This window comes from Bradyrhizobium sp. 23, assembly GCF_023073295.1.
Classification (GTDB): domain Bacteria; phylum Pseudomonadota; class Alphaproteobacteria; order Rhizobiales; family Xanthobacteraceae; genus Bradyrhizobium; species Bradyrhizobium canariense_D.
In genome coordinates, this window is sequence record NZ_JADPJF010000039.1 from 67683 (window position 1) to 85498 (window position 17816).

Genomic DNA, 17816 nt, shown 5'->3' on the forward strand with positions numbered 1-17816 from the left:
CGCCCCGCTCGAACTTTACGAGCTCGCCCTCCCGGATCCGTGCTTTCGCGCATCGGGCATTCGAAGTGGAAAGGCAGCAGGCGCAAGCTAGCTCTGCATTCGTGATCTCGCTGCTTATGTTGAAATAACTGGTGCGGATCAAGGCCTCAAGGACGAGGCGGGGGGCACACAATACCTAATTGTCGGCTACTCGGGGAACGCACAGTCGCCGGCACACCCAATTCACCTTCAAACCGGGCGCAAATGCGGTGCGGGTCGTTCTTCAAGCTTTTGTAGATCGTCTCATCGAGAGTCGAGATTCAGAGGACCTGAGAAAAGGGATGGCCCACACTGCTGCGGCGCTTGATCTCTGCTGCTTCGCCTATATTTCTATTCAAGGCGCTCCGAGCGCCGATGCGGTCCTGGTTTCGAGCTATCCTTCGACGTGGACTTCACACTATTTGCAAAAGCAATATGAGAAGATCGATCCAGTGATCGTTCAAGCGCTCCGTCAGCCAAGTCCATTCAGTTGGGGCTTAGGAGTAGGACCTACCCCGAACTCAGATATGGAACGTGAGCTATTCGACGAAGCGGCTCGCTTCGGCATTCGTTGCGGATTCACGATTCCGATACACGACAGCAGGGGAGCAATCGCGGCCGTTACCTTTGCTGCCGATGAGCGACGGTCAAGGTTCGAGCGCTCAATACATAAGCATGTAGACGTTCTACAGCTTATGGCGATCTACTTCCACGCCCACGCGCGCCGTAAGATCGCGTCTCCATGTGAGATTGATGGTATTATCCTCTCGCCGCGGGAAGCCCAATGCCTCCAATGGGCGAGTGAAGGGAAATCGGCTTGGGAAACCGGGCAAATCATGGGGATCTCTCATCATACGGTGGCGTTCCATCTCGAAATGCAAGGGCGAAGCTCGGCGTTCGATCAACAATCCAAGCGGTCGCTCGTCTCGCCTCAGCTAAGTCTGGCATTTGAATCACGTAGCTGGAAGCTGTCACCCTCCTTACTTGAGGAGGATGCGCGATCATGAGGCTTGTCCTTCAATAGGCCGTCGTCAGTCTTTGGAGGCACATCATGATGCAGGTCATCACGCCCGAATTCTATGGAGTATTTGCGGAAGAACTCGCCGAGATGCATCGGCTTCGATATCGAGTGTTCAAAGACCGTCTCCAATGGGACGTGGAAATCAGTGGCGATATGGAGGTAGATGAATTTGATGCGCTGCATCCGATCTATTTGATCCAGCGAGCGCGAGACCACCGCATTCAAGGCTGCGTGCGAATGCTACCGTCTATGGGGCCGACCATGTTGCGCGAGGCTTTTCCAGCCTTGCTGGACGGAAATTCCTTCTGGGAAAGCAGCCGTTTCGCGCTCGACGTTGATGATGCCGCGCGTACGACGCTGCATGGCTTGACCAGCGCAACTTACGAGCTCTTCGCCGGCATGCTCGAGTTCGGTCTTTCGCGACATCTGACAGACATCGTTACCGTTACAGACACGCGCATCGAACGCATCTTGCGTCGTGCCGGATGGGTCCTACGCCGAACCGGCCAACCACGAAGATTCGGCAACACCCAGGCAGTTGCTGGTTACCTCGAGGTGTCCTTGGAGTGCCTGGCTCGCGTGCGGAGTGCAGGAAAACTCCGGTCGCCGGTACTTTGGGAGCCGGCGGTGACGGCGGCGTAGCAGGGCACTCTCCGAGGCCTCAACGATCAAGTCGACAGGGGGAGGTTAGAACACATGGATCGCGTTTCGCAATCGGCCCACATCGAGCTGCGTCACTTGCGCTATGCAATCGCCGCCGCAGATTGTGGGAGCTTCCGGCAGGCATCAGAACTCCTGGCCGTCCGCCACTCTGTTTTGAGCCGATCCATCAGCCAGCTCGAGCACCTGCTAGGAGCGACATTGTTCGAACGTTCAAGCGGAGGGGTCGCGCCTACTTTTGCGGGTCGGAGCGTCCTGCGCATATCGCGGATGGTTCTCGAGCAGGTCGGCGTCCTCGCGGCTATCGCGCGATCCAGCGGCCGCGGCGAAGCTGGACATCTGTCGATAGGATTTTGCACGTCAATTTCCGCGGGCAATCTAAGAACGAGCATAGTCAAATTCAAAAACGGCGCGCCCGATATCGAAATTACGACTGTCGAGCGGTCACGCATCCTCCTCATGAGCGCGCTAAGGAATGGTACTCTCGATATTGTGATTGTTCCCCGACAAAAGCCATTGTCCGATGGCGTGATGCTTCCGATCTGGTGTGAGCGTGTTCTCGTTCTGCTGCCTCACGACCATCCTTTGGCCGCGCGTGAGATGATCTGCTGGACAGATCTCCGCGACCAAACGGTGCTCCTAAGCGAGCATGATCCGGACAGCGAACTCGAGGATCTTTTGCTCTCCAAGTTCTTGACTGACGAACATCGGCCGAAGGTCGCAAGACGCGATGTGAGCCGGGCAACCATAAAGAGCTTAATCAGCATAGGGCTCGGAATTAGCCTTGTGATGGAGTCCGATGTCGACGCTAGCTTTGCCGGCTTGGTCTATCGCGAGATACAGGACGGTGCCGGCTCAAGCTGTATAAGCTTTCATGCTCATTGGCGAGAGGGGAATGTGAATCCCGCGCTTCAGCGATTTCTGGAGCTTTTAACCGAGCGCTACCGGTCAGCGTCCGCGTTTGAAGGTCGGCGGCCGCGCCTCAGCTGAGAGAACCCTCTGTCAGTGGCCATAAAGCGAGCCAACATCGGCCCAATTAGCTTGGCGGCCTCGATCCGCTGCTCAGATTCAAGCGCCAGTGCCTCCGCATAGGCAACGAGATCCCGATGCACGGCCGCTGGAAGCTCAACAGTGATTCTGACCGGTTTGTCGTCTGGAAGAGCGCCGATTTTGAGCTTGGGCAAATTGTTACCTTTCGTATGGCCTTAGAATGAGATCGCGATTTACGATCACACGGACCGGAAATCCCGGACGGAGCGTGAGCGTCGGCTGAATATTGAGGCTGCGCCGAACCACCTGCTGTCCAGTTTGGTTTAGCGAGTCGGAGGCGCCGTGCCGCAAGGCCTGGATGATGGCTCTGTCGTTGCTATTGGTGTCGGACCCCGCACCTTGCTCGGTCCCGACAGCCAAGAACGTCGACAGCGCGGCCGCCTTGAATAGCTCACCCCAATGATTGTCGACCTGGTCTTCCAGCCCCGCGTAGCCAGCCCTGTCAGCACCGGGCTGCCGCTCCAGAACGATCGAGCGGCCGTTCGGCATGATAAGCCGGGTCCAGACCAGCAACACTCGCGACTGGCCGAACGAAACCTGGCTGTCATAACTGCCGATCAGCTTCGCTCCTTGCGGCACGAGCAAAAAGCGGCCGGTCGGAGTGTCATATAAATTCTCAGTCACCTGCGCCGTGACTTGGCCGGGAAGGTCTGACCTGATTCCGGTGATCAGCGCTCCTGGAATGACTGTCCCGGCCTGCACAATGTATGGTGAAGCGGGCCTGGTGACGCGGTCAGGGCTCACCGTGCGGCGGTCAACAGAAGCGCTCACAAAGGCAAGTTTTCGGTCCTGCACGTTTTGCGCAGATCCATCCTCGCCGGTGCTCGTTGCGTTCGGCGGCGTGACGCGCTCGCCTCCAATAACCGCGGCGGCGGGCGGACGCACTTCTCGCCCATTGGTCGAAGCGAACAGATGGCTGATACGGGCCGCCTCGCTCTCTTGATCGCGGCGCTGCTGTTCCAGGTCTCCGCCGGTCGTTGGCGACTGGCCTTGAGCGGCCAGGATGGGTCGACCGAGGTCGCCTGGGAGTGGCGGTCCAAGCTGCGGCACGGTTTGGCGCGAAACGCCAGTGTAGTCCTTTGGCAGCGCCTCAATACCATCAGCAAGATTGTGATGATCGATGCTATAGAGCTCGTCGGTCGTCTGGTCGCGTGGGCGATTGCTCTGTAGTGACCACAACACGGCTCCGCCGACGACAAGCAAGGCGACAGCGCTGCCGCCGGCGAGAACTTTGCGGGACAGTCGCGTGACCCGCGGAGGTTCGGCGCGCAGGCGGAAGCTCCTGGATTGCTCCTCCGGCGTTTGCGGCGGAATGACCCCGTCAGGATTGTTTTCCTTCTGCGTGTTCATGACGAGGGCCTCCCGTCAGTCCTGACAATCCTGACTTTCTGCTGGTGCTCACCACCAAGCCGCAGTTCTGCGGCTGCAAACAGCCGGTCTACGATCAGCACATTGCCGTGCGCGCGGTAGTTGACGAGCTCGGTCTTCCCGTCAGGACCGATGACAAAGAGTGGTGGCATCTCGCCCTGGACGATCCCTTGCGGGAATTCGATATAGACCTTTCGGCCGTCATCATACGCGGCGAGCGGCCGCCAGGGCGGACTGTCGCCCTCGATCGCGTAACGAAAGACGCGCTGGGCTGGATCGGGAAGAACGGGTCTTAGCGTCGCCGATCGCGATCGCTCGCGAACCGTTTCCGGATAGTACCAGGCAATGGATGGCATGTACGGCCGCTCGCGGGAGCGGAGCTCGATCAGGTAGGTGCGCCGGTCGGTATTGACGACAAGATTGGTCTCGATCGAGGCCCGGGTCGGCTTCACCAGAATGTGGACGCGACGCGTATCCCCGCTCCCGCTCTCAGTATCTCCCACGACCCAGCGCACGGTATCTCCGGCCGCGATCGGTCCGGATCCCGTCAATTGCTCTCCCTCTTCCAGCGCGATGTCCGTGATCTGTCCGGGGGCGGCGTAGACCTGATAGAGTGCCCCCGGACTGAAGGCGTAAATCTGCGCCGCGTTGAAGTATCCCCTTTTGCGCGGCTCGACTCGCGCCGCGCTATTTGCGGTCTCAACCCGGCTCACGGGTTCAGCCTCTTCCTTGGCCCCCGCCTTGCCGCCGAGAACGGGTTTCCAGAGCGGCGGAAGGTGAAGGGGCTGAGGTCGGTCATCGAGTGCCGCTGGAGGCGCTGGCAACGGCGGGACCTCCGGGTCATAGCTGATTTCCGGCGGAATGTAGGTCGCGCACCCGGCGAGGGCCGATGTGCCAAGCAGCAAAGCTGGTAGAAGGGCTCGCCTCAAAGCCGCGAGCTTGCACCTGCTCGAGTTGGACCTGCGGTATTGGATCGGCCCTTGTGAACACATGTCACGCGTCGTCTTGTTCACTGACCCAGCTCCTTTGACCAGTTGATGGCGTGGACGTAGACACCAAGGGGATTCTTGCGCAGGCGCTCGACGTCTCGCGGCGTCTCGATTGCCACCGTGAGAATCGCGGTCCAGCGCTCGGTCGCACTCAGCGAGCCATTCTCGTAGATGCGTTGGATCCAGGCGACCCGGAAGCTCTCAGAAGACGCACGGATGACGCTCGAGACATCGACGGAGATCTGCGCCTTGCCCAGCTTGGCAAAGGGGTCATTGTTGCGCGCGAAGTCGTTGAGAGCAGCCGCGCCACGATCGGTCGTAAAATCATAGGCTCGCAGCCAGTTCTGGCGCAGAACGATGCCGTCGGCCGGCAAGCCTCTGACGTCCTCGATAAAGCGTGCCAAATGGTAGGCGATCTGGGCGTCGGTGGGCTGATAGTCGATGTTGGCTGGCGCGACACGTTGGGCTTGGCCCAGGCGATCGACCTCGACCACCCAGGGCGTGATCGATCCCTGTGCTGACTGCCAAACAAGTCCCCCGGCCAGGCCGGCCGAGAGCATGAGGCAACCGAAGGCGATTAACCGCCAATTCTTGGCCTGCACGCGCGCAGATCCAATGCGTTCGTCCCAGACTTGCGCTGCTTTTTGGTAGGGCGTGACCGGCTCGGGCATGCGCCCGTAGTGAACGGAAGGTCGTCTGAACATGGATAGTTGCCCCTGAGATCGAGTGGTTGGTTGCGAGTGTCGCGGTGTGCCGTTTGACGCCGTTGCTGGCGCCCGGCGAACCGGCGAGTGGCTGGCTGTCAGCGCTCTCCTTCGGAGAGATCGACAGACGACCCGCTGCCGCCATGATCACCAGAGCGAACAGCATGACCGGCCGCGGAGGCGCCGTGCCGAATGATCTGGGCCCGCTTCATGCGGCGCGCCCAATCGGGCTGCCCCTCGGTGGACGTACTCGCGGCCGGCTCGCTCGGTTGTCCGCTGCTGGTGAATGCAGCCGCGGCTCGACGTAACGGACTCATCGCAGCAGATCCACCCGCCTCCGCGACGCCAGCAAGGCCGCCGCTTCGATACCCCGCGGATGCGCCACTGACCATTGCAGCCCCACCACGCCCCGCACCGGCGAGCGCACCAACAGCGAGACCAGCGCCACCGGCGGCAAGGCCAGCACCTGCCGCAACAACGCCGCCGGCAGCAAGGCCCGTCCCAATTGCGGCGCCAGCGCCGAGCTGCGGCCCGCCCGATACCAGGCCGTTTGCGATTCCCGGACCGAAGATGCCGAGACCCAGCAAGGAGAGCGCCGCGAGCACTAGGGTCATGGCATCTTCAATTGTAGGCTGCGCGCTGCCAAATCCCGCCGTGAACTGTGAAAACAACGTTGAGCCAATGCCGACAATGACGGCCAGGACCAAAACCTTGATCCCGGAAGATATAACGTTGCCGAGGACCCGCTCGGCCGCGAATGCAGTCTTGCCAAACAGGCCAAACGGAATGAGCACGAAGCCGGCCAGCGTCGTGAGCTTGAACTCAATGAGCGTGACGAAGAGCTGGATCGCCAAAATGAAGAAGGCGAGCAGCACCACGACCCAGGCGAACAGGAGAACGACAATCTGGACGAAATTCTCGAAGAAGCTGATGTAGCCCATCAGGTTCGAGATCGAATCAAGCATCGGCCGACCGGCGTCGAGTCCGACCTGAGCGATCTTTCCCGGCCGCAGGAAGTCTGACGCCGAGAGGCTCGAACCGGAGGCTTTCAGGCCGAGGCCGGCAAAGCTCTCGAAGACGATCCGGGCGAGGTTGTTCCAATTACCGATCAGATAGGCAAAGACTCCAACGAACAGCGTTTTCTTGACGAGACGCGCGATGATGTCGTCGTCCGTGCCCCAACTCCAGAATAACGCGGCAAGCGTGATGTCGATGGCGGCAAGCGTTGTCGCGAGATACCCGACCTCGCCACCCAACAGCCCGAAGCCGTTGTCGATATAGCGGGTGAATGTCTCAAGGAACTGGTCGATGATGCCGGTGCCTGTCATGGCTTATCTTCCCCGGGCACCCCGGCGGGCGGATATCCTTGCGGCATCCGGCTCTGATCTTTTAGTACGGGTGTCGCGGCGGTTTCTGCCGCGGCAGCACCGTTCCGCCCGCCAAAGAAGCGGCCCCGGTTTTCAGCCCAGACCTTCTGGCAATGCTGATAATACGCAGCATCTTCGGAAGAGACGGTGCGGCAGCGGGCAAGCTCGGAACGTTCAATCCGTTTGGTCTGCTCGGCTTCTAGCTTCGCAGAGGCATCTTCTCTGCCACGAAGCTGGATCGCGCAGCCTGCGACCACCAGCACCCCGACCGACATAAGCAGCGATAACGTTTTGAATGGGCCTGCATCAGTCATCAGTGAAACATCCGCACGTCCTGGGATTGATAGCCCTGCCCCGGCGTCAAAAATCGCCGGAGCTGTTCGCGCCCCTGGTCCTGGGCTGCCGCTCGCTGCGCCGCTTCAAGGCTCTGCGCCCTGCCGTGTGCCGCGACAGTGGCGGTAAGATCGGCGAGTTGCTGCGCCTGAAGCGCGAGGATCTGGTTGCCGGCCTGGGTTGCCTGCCGGGCGCCGCTCGCACCCTGGCTCGACGTCACAAGCGCCGATGTTTGGACGCGATTGGTATCGAGGTTGCCGACAACACCGGCCTGGACCCGGAGCGAGTCCTGCAGCGCGACGACCGAGTTTTGCCAGCGGGATTGGGCATTGCTGATCAGCAGCTGGCTGGACTGGCTGCCGCTCGCCGGCGCATAGCTGGTCGAGAACGCGCGATCGATCTGCTGAACGTCGTAGGCAATCCTCTGGGCCTGGGCCAGCAATTGCTGGGTGCGCTGGATCGAGGATTGCAGTTGCTGCAACGATGAATACGGCAGGCTTGCCAGATTCCTGGCCTGATTGATCAGCATCTGCGCTTCGTTCTGTAACGAGGTGATCTGATTGCTGATCTGCTGCAGCTCGCGCGTGGCTGTCAGCACGTTCTGAACGTAATTGTTGGGATCGAAGACGATCCACTGCGCTGGTGCGGGCGCCGTGACGCAAAGCGCGAGCGCGATCGTGCCAGCAGCGGCGAATAGACCAAGGCGCCTCATTGCGACTTCTCCAGATTGACGAGACTGGGAATCAGGTCCGTGGCCCAGGCGACGCCGCGGTGCTGAAGCCAGGCAGGCACGAAGCCATCCGCTCCATGCTCGGCGAGAAGCCGCTCAATGGCCGCTTGGTCGGTCTTGGAGGAAGCGGCTGTAAAGGCGAGCGCAACTTCGCCAAGCCCGAGCTCAAACATCCGGTTGCCGCGACGGGATTGGCAGTAGTAGTCGCGCTTGGGCGTCGCCCGGCTCAGAAGCTCGATCTGGCGATCATTGAGCCCGAAGCGACGATAGATAGCCGTGATCTGCGGTTCGATCGCCCGCTCGTTCGGCAGCAACAAGCGTGTTGGACAGCTTTCGATGATCGCGGGAGCGATCGCCGAACCATCGATGTCCGAAAGCGACTGGGTGGCAAAGATGACGGACGCATTCTTCTTGCGAAGCGTCTTCAGCCATTCCCTGAGCTGGCCAGCGAAATCATCGTCGTCGAGAGCAAGCCAGCCTTCATCGACAATGAGAAGCGTGGGACGGCCGTCGAGACGATCCCCAATGCGATGAAAGAGGTAGGCCAGCACGGCCGGGGCCGCACTCGTTCCGATCAAGCCTTCGGTCTCGAACGCCTGAACGGAGGACTCGCCAAGGCGCTCGAATTCAGCATCGAGTAGGCGTCCGGACGAACCGCCAAGGCAGTAGGGTTGCAGAGCGCGCTTCAGCGAATTCGATTGCAGAAGGACTGACAGGCCCGTCAGGGTGCGTTCCTCCCTCGGCGCTGACGCGAGAGACGTCAGCGCCGACCACAGATGGTCCTTGACCTCTGGGGTGATCTCGACCTTTTCGCGTGCCAGGATCGCACCAATCCATTCGGTGGCCCATCCGCGCTCCGAAGGATCGTCGATCCAGGCCAGCGGCTGCAACGCGACGGGTTGATCGCCTCCGTCAGACAAGGCGCCACCGAGATCATGCCAATCGCCACCCATGGCAAGTGCGGCCGCCCGGATCGAACCACCGAAGTCGAACGCAAACACTTGGGAGTTCGGGTAACGACGGAACTGCATTGCCATGAGGGCGAGCAGGACCGACTTGCCAGCACCTGTCGGCCCCACCACCAGGGTATGGCCGACGTCACCAACGTGGAGCGAAAAACGGAACGGTGTTGATCCCTCGGTCTTGCCGAACAGGAGCGGCGGAGCGCCAAAATGCAGATCCCTCGCCTCACCCGCCCACACGGCCGACATCGGAATCATATGGGCGAGGTTGAGGGTCGAGACCGGCGGCTGCCGCACATTGGCATAGACATGCCCGGGCAGACTGCCGAGCCAGGCTTCGACGGCGTTGACCGTCTCGATCATGCAGGTGAAATCGCGGCCCTGAATGACCTTCTCAACCAGACGGAGCTTTTCATCGGCGGCACCGGGGTCGGAGTCCCAGACCGTGATGGTCGCGGTGATAAAGGCCTGTCCGATCTGGTCCGAACCCAGTTCCTGTAGCGCCGCGTCGGCGTCCAGCGCCTTATTGTGGGCGTCGGTATCGAGCAGTGTCGACGCCTCGTTAGTCATCACCTCCTTGAGGATCGCGCCAATCGACTTTCGTTTGGCAAACCACTGCCGCCGGATCTTGGTCAAAAGCTTGGTGGCATCGGTCTTGTCGAGCATGATCGCGCGCGTCGACCAGCGGTAAGAGAACGGCAGGCGATTGAGATCATCCAGAATTCCTGGCGTCGTCGCGCCCGGAAAGCCAACGATCGTGAGAACGCGCAGATTGGCTGATCCCAGCATCGGCTCTAGCCCGCCGGTCAGCGGCTGGTCCGCCAACAACGCATCGATGTACATGGGAATTTCGGGCACGCGAACCCGATGACGCTTGGTCGAAATCGTCGAGTGCAGGTAGGTCAGCGTGGCCTGATCATCGAGCCATGCGCATTCGGGCATGAATCCTTCCAGAAGTCCGAGTACGCGGCTGGTTTGATCGATAAAGCCGCGAAGTACCTCGCGAGCATCGGCTCCAACGGTCCGATCGCGCCCTTCATAGAGCAGTCGCTCTGCCTTGGCTGCGCCCTCCTCCGGAGGCAGATAGAGGAAAGTCAGGAAGTAGCTGGACTCGTAGTGGGCGCCGGCCTCCTCGAACTGGGCCCTGCGCTCGGCGTCGACCAGCGCGGATGCGACATCCGGAAATGTGCTCGGAGGATAGCTGCCGGCAAAATGGCGCTGCGCCTCAACGAACACGGCCCAGCCGGATCCCAGGCGGCGAAGTGCGTTGTTTAGACGACCGGCGACCGCGACAAGTTCAGCTGGCACCGCGCTATGGAGGTCGGGTCCACGGAACTTCGCTGTCCGCTGGAACGAGCCATCCTTGTTCAGGATGATGCCCTCGTCGACGAGGGCGGCCCAAGGCAAGAAATCGGCAAGACGCGCATTGGAATGGCGATATTCGGCAAGGTTCATCATGACCGAGAACTCAGAGGTTGAGATGACCGGGAATGCGCAGATGGCGCCGCACGACATCCACAAAGGCGGGATCGCGCCTGGCGGCCCAGACGGCGGCCATGTGGCCGACAAACCAGAGGACAAGACCTGCGATCCAGAGCCGCAGTCCGAGTCCAAGGGCGGCCGCCAACGTGCCGTTGACGATGGCGACCGCCCGCGGCGCACCGCCCATCAGGATCGGCTCGGTAAGCGCACGGTGAACCGGCACGACAAAACCTGCGACAGCCTCGTCCATCAGATCACCACGCCGCCGCCGAACGAGAAGAACGACAGGAAGAAGCTAGAGGCCGCAAATGCGATCGACAAACCAAACACGATCTGGATCAGCCTGCGGAAGCCACCTGACGAATCCCCGAACGCGAGCGTGAGTCCGGTCACGACGATGATGATGACGGCGATGATCTTCGCGACCGGCCCCTCGACCGACTGCAGGATCTGATTGAGTGGCTGCTCCCATGGCATGTTCGAGCCGGCCGCCCATGCGGGCGCTGTCGTCAGAACAACCGGGCTGACAATCGCCAGCAAAGCAGCTTCTCCAAGGATACGAAATCGTGGACGCATGTCAGTCTCCTGCTGGTGAAAGGCTGTAGTCGCCGGCGGCACCAAGCCCCGTCACGAGAGCGAGTTCTGCGAGGCGACGATCGGCGCCGCGCCCCGCAAGCACGGCGACGAGGTTGATGGTCTCGGCGATCAGGGCACGCGGAACCGTGATGACCGCTTCCTGGATCAGCTGCTCAAGACGCCGCAGAGCGCCGAGCGCACTGCCTGAATGAATGGTGCCAATGCCGCCGGGGTGACCGGTGCTCCACGCCTTGAGAAGGTCGAGAGCTTCGGCCCCGCGGACCTCGCCGATCGGGATGCGGTCAGGACGGAGGCGCAGCGAGGAGCGGACGAGATCCGACAGCGTGGCTACGCCGTCCTTGGTCCGCAGCGCTACAAGATTGGGCGCCTTGCACTGAAGTTCGCGCGTGTCTTCGATCAGAACGACCCGATCGGAGCTCTTTGCCACCTCGGCCAGAAGCGCATTCGTCAACGTTGTCTTGCCGGTCGATGTCCCACCGGCGACAAGGATATTCTTACGAGCGGCGACCGCACCCTTCAGGATTGTGGCCTGCTTCGAGGACATGATCTCTCTGGCGACGTAGTCGTCGAGCGTAAAGACGGCGACAGCGGGCTTTCGGATCGCGAACGCCGGAGCTGCCACGACGGGAGGCAAGAGACCTTCGAAGCGCTCCCCGGTTCCGGGCAATTCGGCCGAGACCCGAGGCGCGCCGGCATGCACCTCGGCGCCGACGTGATGCGCCACCAGGCGAACAATGCGCTCGCCATCTGCTGCGGACAAAGTTTCGCCTGTATCGATCAAGCCGCTCGACAACCGATCGATCCACAACCGGCCATCCGGGTTCAGCATCACCTCGATGATCGTTTCATCCTCGAGGTAGCTGGCAATCGCCGCGCCAAGCGCGCTACGCAGCATTCGCGCACCGCGCGAATTCGCTTCCGATTGGATGGAATGGATTGCCACCGACGTCCCCACCGAATGAGGACCTCCACAGCGGGCCCTCAGGTGGGGATGATTAGAAAAGGCATCAATGGGCTTGGCGCAACGAGCGCTTTCGGTGATCGTAGACTGGCGAAGAAAAAGAAAGACCGAGAACCGATGTTTGAGGCTTACTCAATCGCATCGGGTCGCTTGCGAGTTGCTGCTCACCACTCGGCCTCATCATACGCGCTCATAGTATGACCGTGGCGCCGGCGCTATTCATTCAATCACCGCCTGCGGTGTGATCGGCCAAAGCGCTATACGCGAGTGCGTATATTAATATTATATACGCGATATCGTATACTTCTTTATATACGCATCCACGTATATTGACATTTTATACGCGTTCCCGTATCAAGCTCCAATGGATACGATCGCTCGCACCCCGCAGCAGCTTGGCGCCGCCATTAAGCGGCACCGCCGGCAAAAAAAACTCACCCAGCGCGGCCTAGGCGAAGAGATGCACGCGCGCCAAGCGACTGTCTCGAAGCTGGAGGCCGGCGAACCAGCGACGCAACTGCGCATCCTCATGGATGCGCTGGCCGCGCTCGACCTGGAACTGGTCCTCCGACCACGCACGAAGGTGTCGGCCAAAGCCATCGAGGATCTGTTCTGATGGGACGCCGTCCTATCCGAGCGCCTCTCAACGTCTACCTGAACGCTCGTCTGGTCGGGCGGCTGCGGCGGGAGAGCAGCGGCGCCATCGATTTCCAATACGACGAAGCCTGGCTGGGATGGGAGAACGCCATCCCGGTCTCGGTATCGATGCCTCTACGCGAAGACCGCTATATCGGTGACCCCATCATTGCAGTCTTCGATAACCTGCTTCCCGATAACGACGACATCCGCCGGCGTGTCGCCGAACGCGCGCATGCCGGCGGAGCCGATGCTTACAGCCTGCTTTCCGCGATCGGCCGCGACTGTGTCGGCGCCCTGCAATTCCTTCCGGATGGAACGGCACCCGGAGCGGCGGGCGCGATTGACGCTCGCGTCGCGAGCGACCAGGACATCGCGGCGATCCTTGCCAATCTCGCCAACAATCCGCTCGGCATCGGTCCCGATCAGGAGTTTCGTATCTCTCTGGCTGGAGCCCAGGAAAAAACCGCCCTTCTCTACTGGAAGGACAAGTGGCATGTGCCGCACGGCACGACCGCCACCACGCACATCATCAAACCGCAGATCGGCAGGTTACCGAGCGGCGTCGACCTGACCCACAGCGTTGAAAACGAGCATCTCTGCCTGAAGCTCGTCGCCGCGCTCGACTTGCCCGTCGCCAAGTCGCGCATCGTTGATTTCGCGGGGAGGCGCGTGCTCGCCGTTGAGCGCTTCGACCGCACATGGGCGCACGACGGACGGCTTCTGCGCCTGCCACAGGAAGATTGCTGTCAGGCGCTTTCCGTCCCGCCCGGGCGCAAATACGAATCGGACGGCGGCCCGGGCATCCGAAATATCTCTGATCTCCTCAAAGGCAGCGATACACCGGCGACCGACCAGGCGACCTTCTTCAAGGCACAAATCGTTTTCTGGCTTCTGGCGGCTACTGACGGCCACGCCAAGAATTTCAGCATCCACCTCTCGCCCGGCGGACGATTCGTCCTCGCGCCGCTGTACGACATCATCTCAACGCAACCGAGCCTCGATGCCAAGCAGATCACGCAAAACCAGATGAAGCTCGCCATGGCGGTCGGCAATAGTCGCCACTACGTAGTACACACGATTCTCGGCCGACATTTCGTGCAAACCGCAAAGACTTGCGGCCTGCCCGACAGCGTGGTTCGCGGTATCATCGAAGAGCTCGCGGATACGGCTGGCACGAAGATCGACGCAACGATTGCGAAGCTGCCGAAGGACTTCCCGCAGGCGATGGCAGAATCTATCGCGACCGGCGCGAAGCGACGCCTCGGCAGCCTCGTCACGACGGAGAGTGGCGCTTAGGTCGCACGGGTCACCACTCCACCTCGCCGTCCGATTGCTCGCAGAAAATGCTTGCTTCGACCACATCGAAAGCGCTGACCGGCATGGTGGAAGGGACTGAATTCATCCAGCAAGCAAAGGATTGGATCCAAGGTAGCCCGAACCAAACCAACGCCGCGATCTGCAGCGCTACGTTGAGACTGAACGCGACTTGATAAGCCAAGATCGACCTATGGCCATCGTTCGTGGACCATTGCTCCAGGATCAGTCCGGTCGCATATTGTGCCAGAAATGCCCAACCAAAGTGCAAGACGTTCAAGGCGCCATTGGCACGGCCGGCAAGCTCCGACGGAAAGTAATCAGCTATCACGGCAAAGCTGACCACAGTTGCCGTTCCGATGATTGCGACAACCGACCAGGGCAAGATGGACGGCAGAGGTACTCGCAGGATCAAGGCTAGCTCGGCTGCGATAAATAGCACGGCCACCATCGCGAATATCGTCTCAGCCGTGAGGCCTGTTCGTTTGACATGATGGATCGTCATACCGAACAACCAGGCACCGCCGCTGAGTACGATCGACATGATCAACAGCTGTCTGACGAGGCCTGCGCGATCGAGGCCCTCCAAGTCTGCAAGCCACGGTGATGCCCACAATCCCTGCAGCGACCAAGCTGAACCAACGCAAGTCGCCGACAACGGGGCTATCCGCCAGAAGCGCCTGTCGCTGAAAACGGATCCCAGGGTGGCGGAGGCTGGTGCTTTCGATGGGATAACGCGTTGCTCAGGAACTACGACATAGATGAGGATCGCTGTGGCACCGGTCGCAGCCGCCAGGACCTCAAAGAGCTGCCGCCGGCCCATCCAAGCGAGCAGGTGTTCGAGGGGAACTGTGGCGGTCACCGCTCCTAGTGATCCCAGCATGATCATTTAGCCGTTGAGCAAGGCAACTCGCTCCCTGGGGAACCAAAGGATGATGGACTTAAGTCCTGCCGTCAGCGCCCCCGCGACGCCAAGCCCGATCATCGCACGCGCGATCAAAAACGACAGGAAGCCGGTCGATACGGCGAACAGTCCGGCGCCCAGTGCTGCGAACCAGAGCAGCGCGCTCTGGACCCGACGCGGACCAAAGCGGTCCAACAATATACCGACGGGGATCTGAGCCGCCGCAAAGACCAGGAAATAGACTGACGTAAGCAGTCCGAGGTTGGCTGACCCAAGCCCGGCATCCGAGCTGAGATGACTCACGATCAAGGCGTTGATCGTCCGAAACAGATACGAAAGATAGTAGCCAGCAGCAAACGGTAGAAATACGCGCACGGTGAGACGCCACGTCCTTGTAACTTGCATGCCGGCCTTCTTGCTCATCAAGTCATTCGAGCCGATAGCGCGTTCAGCTTTTTATAGGCTCGGCTAAATTGCTGCGGTCGTAGGCTGGCGTAGAAAAAGAAGGGTTCGCGCGATGGCGGATTGAGAGCGATCAGTCAGGTCCGCCGGCGGGCTCCTGACGGACGATATCTTCCGGTATCTCACGCAGAAAGCTCTGCCCCTTTTGCAAACGACGCCCGAGCGCCTCGACAAATCCTTCAAACCGCTCCCGGCCTTTTGCCTGTGCAGCCGCCTGCGCGTCGTTCGGTAGCGGTGGCGTAACCGTCAGCCAGAAACGGACAAAGAGAGCCAGGGTCTCAGCCGTTAAACCGACGTCTCGCTCCAGTCTCTGCAGCTGACGCGACAGTCGATCCAGGCGACGGGTAAACGCCGCCTCCCGCCTGTCCGATCCATCCGGCGACAGAAACGAAGCAACGGCCGCCTCCACGATCGCAGACCGGGAGAGCTTCTGGCGATCGGCCAGATCCGAGATCTGCTTCAGAAGCTCTGGCGGGAAATACACGTTCATCCGGTCGCGCATAGTGTCTCAGAGCTCCATGCCGTCATTCGGGTCCATAGCGGCTTGACGGGCGACGCCGCGCATTTGCTGACGGAGAAGCCGGGACTGGCGGACCGCGTCCTCGTCGTCGTCAAGAACGACGGCAAATTCCTCGGCCGGCGTCGGTTCGGCTGTCTCCTTGGCGATCGCGACGTGATCGGGGAGTTCGGGCTCGCGACGAAGGCCGCTATTCGCCGAATCTTCCTCCGCTCGCCCCCTTTCGGTTGGAAGCGACGCCGGCTTGGGCGCTCCCAATGCAGACCATCCGTCCGTTCGCGGTGACCGGCTGGATGCGGCTGGATCGGGCGGCGGCAAGACCCGCTCGGTAAACCGCCGATCTTCATAGTAGCGAACCTTCCGAGCTCGAATCGGCGGCGTACCCGCCACCATGACGATCTCGTCCGACGGCGAAAGCTGCATGACCTCGCCTGGTGTCAGCAGCGGCCTTGCGGTCTCCTGCCGCGAGACCATCAGATGCCCGAGCCACGGGTTCAACCTGTGCCCGGCATAATTTTTCATCGCGCGCATCTCCGTCGCCGTACCAAGCGCATCGGATACTCGCCTCGCGGTCCGCTCGTCATTGGTCGCAAAGCTGACCCGGACGTGGCAGTTGTCGAGGATGGCGTTGTTGGGCCCATAGGCCTTCTCGATCTGATTGAGCGACTGCGCGATCAGGAAACTCTTGATCCCGTACCCCGCCATGAAGGCGAGCGCGGACTCGAAGAAATCAAGCCGCCCAAGCGCTGGGAACTCATCCAGCATCATCAGGACACGATGCCGCCGTTCACGGGCGTGCAAGTCCTCGGTCAGGCGCCGGCCGATCTGGTTCAGCACCAGGCGGATCAGCGGCTTGGTCCGCGAGATGTCGGAGGGTGGCACCACCAGGTAAAGCGTCGTCGGCCGGCTATCAGCGATCAGATCGGCAATCCGCCACTCGCAACGTCGGGTCACCTGGGCCACGACAGGATCCCGGTAGAGCCCGAGGAACGACATGGCAGTGGACAAGACGCCGGAGCGTTCATTCTCGGATTTGTTGAGTAGTTCACGTGCGGTCGAGGCGACCACGGGATGGGGGCCATGCTCGCCGAGGTGTGGCGTGGTCATCATCGCCTTCAGCGTCGCTTCGATCGGCCGCTTCGGGTCCGACAGGAAGGCGGCCACGCCAGCCAAGGTCTTGTCCGCCTCGGCATAGAGGACATGGAGAATGGCGCCGACCAGGAGCGAATGACTGGTCTTCTCCCAATGGTTCCGCTTGTCGAGCGAGCCTTCGGGGTCGACCAGGACATCGGCCACGTTCTGAACGTCGCGAACCTCCCACTCCCCACGACGGACCTCGAGAAGCGGATTATAGGCTGACGACTTTGGATTCGTCGGATCGAACAGCAGGACGCGGCCATGCCGCGCGCGAAAGCCGGCGGTCAGTTGCCAGTTCTCGCCCTTGATGTCATGAACGATGGCCGAGCCGGGCCAGGCCAGCAGCGAGGGAACGACCAGGCCGACACCTTTGCCCGACCGGGTGGGCGCAAAGCACAATACGTGCTCGGGTCCGTCATGGCGGAGGTAGTCGCGGTCAAGCTTACCGAGCACCACGCCATCTGGACCGAGGAGCCCTGCCGCTCGAACATCTCCCGCATCAGCCCAGCGCGCCGAGCCATAGGTCTCGACATTCTTGGCTTCGCGCGCCCGCCAGACCGACATGCCAATCGCCACGGCGATCGAAATGAATGTCCCCGAC

General features: G+C 61.0%; 18 protein-coding genes and 1 pseudogene. 5 read left to right on the top strand and 14 right to left on the bottom strand.

Annotation, left to right across the window (positions count from 1 at the left end):
* Positions 1–320: 320 nt before the first annotated feature.
* From IVB32_RS08895 to IVB32_RS08905, 3 genes are read left to right on the top strand one after another with little or no spacing between them, the layout of a single operon-like run.
* Complete coding sequence (locus IVB32_RS08895) at positions 321–1025, top strand: LuxR family transcriptional regulator (protein ID WP_245288395.1); 705 nt, start codon at positions 321–323, stop codon at positions 1023–1025.
* Positions 1026–1069: 44 nt separating this feature from the next.
* Positions 1070–1681, top strand: coding sequence for an acyl-homoserine-lactone synthase (locus IVB32_RS08900; protein WP_247410199.1), 612 nt, complete (start codon positions 1070–1072; stop codon positions 1679–1681).
* Between the two features lie 54 nt (positions 1682–1735).
* Positions 1736–2689, top strand: coding sequence for a LysR family transcriptional regulator (locus IVB32_RS08905; RefSeq protein WP_247410200.1), 954 nt, complete (start codon positions 1736–1738; stop codon positions 2687–2689).
* Here the strand turns inward: IVB32_RS08905 and IVB32_RS08910 are convergent.
* The 11 genes from IVB32_RS08910 to trbB all read right to left on the bottom strand — a co-directional run bounded on the left by IVB32_RS08910 (position 2641) and on the right by trbB (position 12176).
* Positions 2641–2883 (bottom strand): DUF2274 domain-containing protein, encoded by a 243-nt coding sequence (locus tag IVB32_RS08910; protein WP_083926381.1) that lies wholly within the window; start codon positions 2881–2883, stop codon positions 2641–2643. The genes IVB32_RS08905 and IVB32_RS08910 overlap by 49 nt on opposite strands.
* A gap of 4 nt (positions 2884–2887) precedes the next feature.
* Complete coding sequence (locus tag IVB32_RS08915; protein ID WP_247410203.1) at positions 2888–4099, bottom strand: TrbI/VirB10 family protein; 1212 nt, start codon at positions 4097–4099, stop codon at positions 2888–2890.
* Positions 4096–5109 (bottom strand): P-type conjugative transfer protein TrbG, encoded by a 1014-nt coding sequence (gene trbG / locus IVB32_RS08920; RefSeq protein ID WP_088930627.1) that lies wholly within the window; start codon positions 5107–5109, stop codon positions 4096–4098. Before trbG ends, IVB32_RS08915 begins: the two co-directional genes overlap by 4 nt.
* Positions 5110–5126: 17 nt before the next feature.
* Positions 5127–5810 (bottom strand): conjugal transfer protein TrbF, encoded by a 684-nt coding sequence (trbF, locus tag IVB32_RS08925; protein WP_026232808.1) that lies wholly within the window; start codon positions 5808–5810, stop codon positions 5127–5129.
* A gap of 98 nt (positions 5811–5908) precedes the next feature.
* Positions 5909–7138 carry a P-type conjugative transfer protein TrbL gene (gene trbL / locus IVB32_RS08930; RefSeq protein ID WP_018454770.1) on the bottom strand — a complete coding sequence of 410 codons (1230 nt, stop codon included), beginning with the start codon at positions 7136–7138 and terminating at the stop codon, positions 5909–5911.
* Entirely contained in the window at positions 7135–7491 is a 357-nt protein-coding gene (gene trbK-alt / locus IVB32_RS08935) for a putative entry exclusion protein TrbK-alt (RefSeq protein WP_247410205.1), read from the bottom strand. The genes trbL and trbK-alt overlap by 4 nt, the downstream gene beginning before the upstream one ends.
* Positions 7491–8222: a P-type conjugative transfer protein TrbJ gene (gene trbJ, locus IVB32_RS08940; protein WP_247410208.1), complete on the bottom strand. Its 732-nt coding sequence runs from the start codon at positions 8220–8222 to the stop codon at positions 7491–7493. Before trbJ ends, trbK-alt begins: the two co-directional genes overlap by 1 nt.
* Positions 8219–10660 carry a conjugal transfer protein TrbE gene (gene trbE / locus IVB32_RS08945; RefSeq protein WP_247410210.1) on the bottom strand — a complete coding sequence of 814 codons (2442 nt, stop codon included), beginning with the start codon at positions 10658–10660 and terminating at the stop codon, positions 8219–8221. The genes trbJ and trbE overlap by 4 nt, the downstream gene beginning before the upstream one ends.
* A gap of 10 nt (positions 10661–10670) precedes the next feature.
* The gene (locus IVB32_RS08950) at positions 10671–10934 is read right to left on the bottom strand and encodes a VirB3 family type IV secretion system protein (protein ID WP_247299393.1); all 264 of its coding nucleotides are present in this window, start codon (positions 10932–10934) and stop codon (positions 10671–10673) included.
* Entirely contained in the window at positions 10934–11224 is a 291-nt protein-coding gene (locus IVB32_RS08955; protein WP_018454775.1) for a TrbC/VirB2 family protein, read from the bottom strand. Before IVB32_RS08955 ends, IVB32_RS08950 begins: the two co-directional genes overlap by 1 nt.
* Positions 11225–11261: 37 nt before the next feature.
* Positions 11262–12176: a P-type conjugative transfer ATPase TrbB gene (gene trbB, locus IVB32_RS08960; protein ID WP_247299506.1), complete on the bottom strand. Its 915-nt coding sequence runs from the start codon at positions 12174–12176 to the stop codon at positions 11262–11264.
* 430 nt (positions 12177–12606) lie between these two features.
* Here trbB and IVB32_RS08965 point away from each other — a divergent pair, with 430 nt between their 5' ends.
* Positions 12607–12858 (top strand): helix-turn-helix domain-containing protein, encoded by a 252-nt coding sequence (locus tag IVB32_RS08965; RefSeq protein ID WP_018454777.1) that lies wholly within the window; start codon positions 12607–12609, stop codon positions 12856–12858.
* Positions 12858–14177: a type II toxin-antitoxin system HipA family toxin gene (locus IVB32_RS08970; protein ID WP_247367329.1), complete on the top strand. Its 1320-nt coding sequence runs from the start codon at positions 12858–12860 to the stop codon at positions 14175–14177. The genes IVB32_RS08965 and IVB32_RS08970 overlap by 1 nt, the downstream gene beginning before the upstream one ends.
* Before the next feature lie 10 nt (positions 14178–14187).
* Here IVB32_RS08970 and IVB32_RS08975 read toward each other — a convergent pair.
* From IVB32_RS08975 to IVB32_RS08985, 3 genes and pseudogenes are all read right to left on the bottom strand, one after another.
* A pseudogene (locus tag IVB32_RS08975) lies at positions 14188–15504 on the bottom strand (MFS transporter).
* A 130-nt stretch (positions 15505–15634) separates the two neighbouring features.
* Entirely contained in the window at positions 15635–16063 is a 429-nt protein-coding gene (locus IVB32_RS08980; RefSeq protein ID WP_027519220.1) for a CopG family transcriptional regulator, read from the bottom strand.
* A 6-nt stretch (positions 16064–16069) separates the two neighbouring features.
* Positions 16070–17816: conjugal transfer protein TraG (locus IVB32_RS08985; RefSeq protein ID WP_247410211.1), on the bottom strand; the 1747-nt coding region annotated here is incomplete at its 5' end.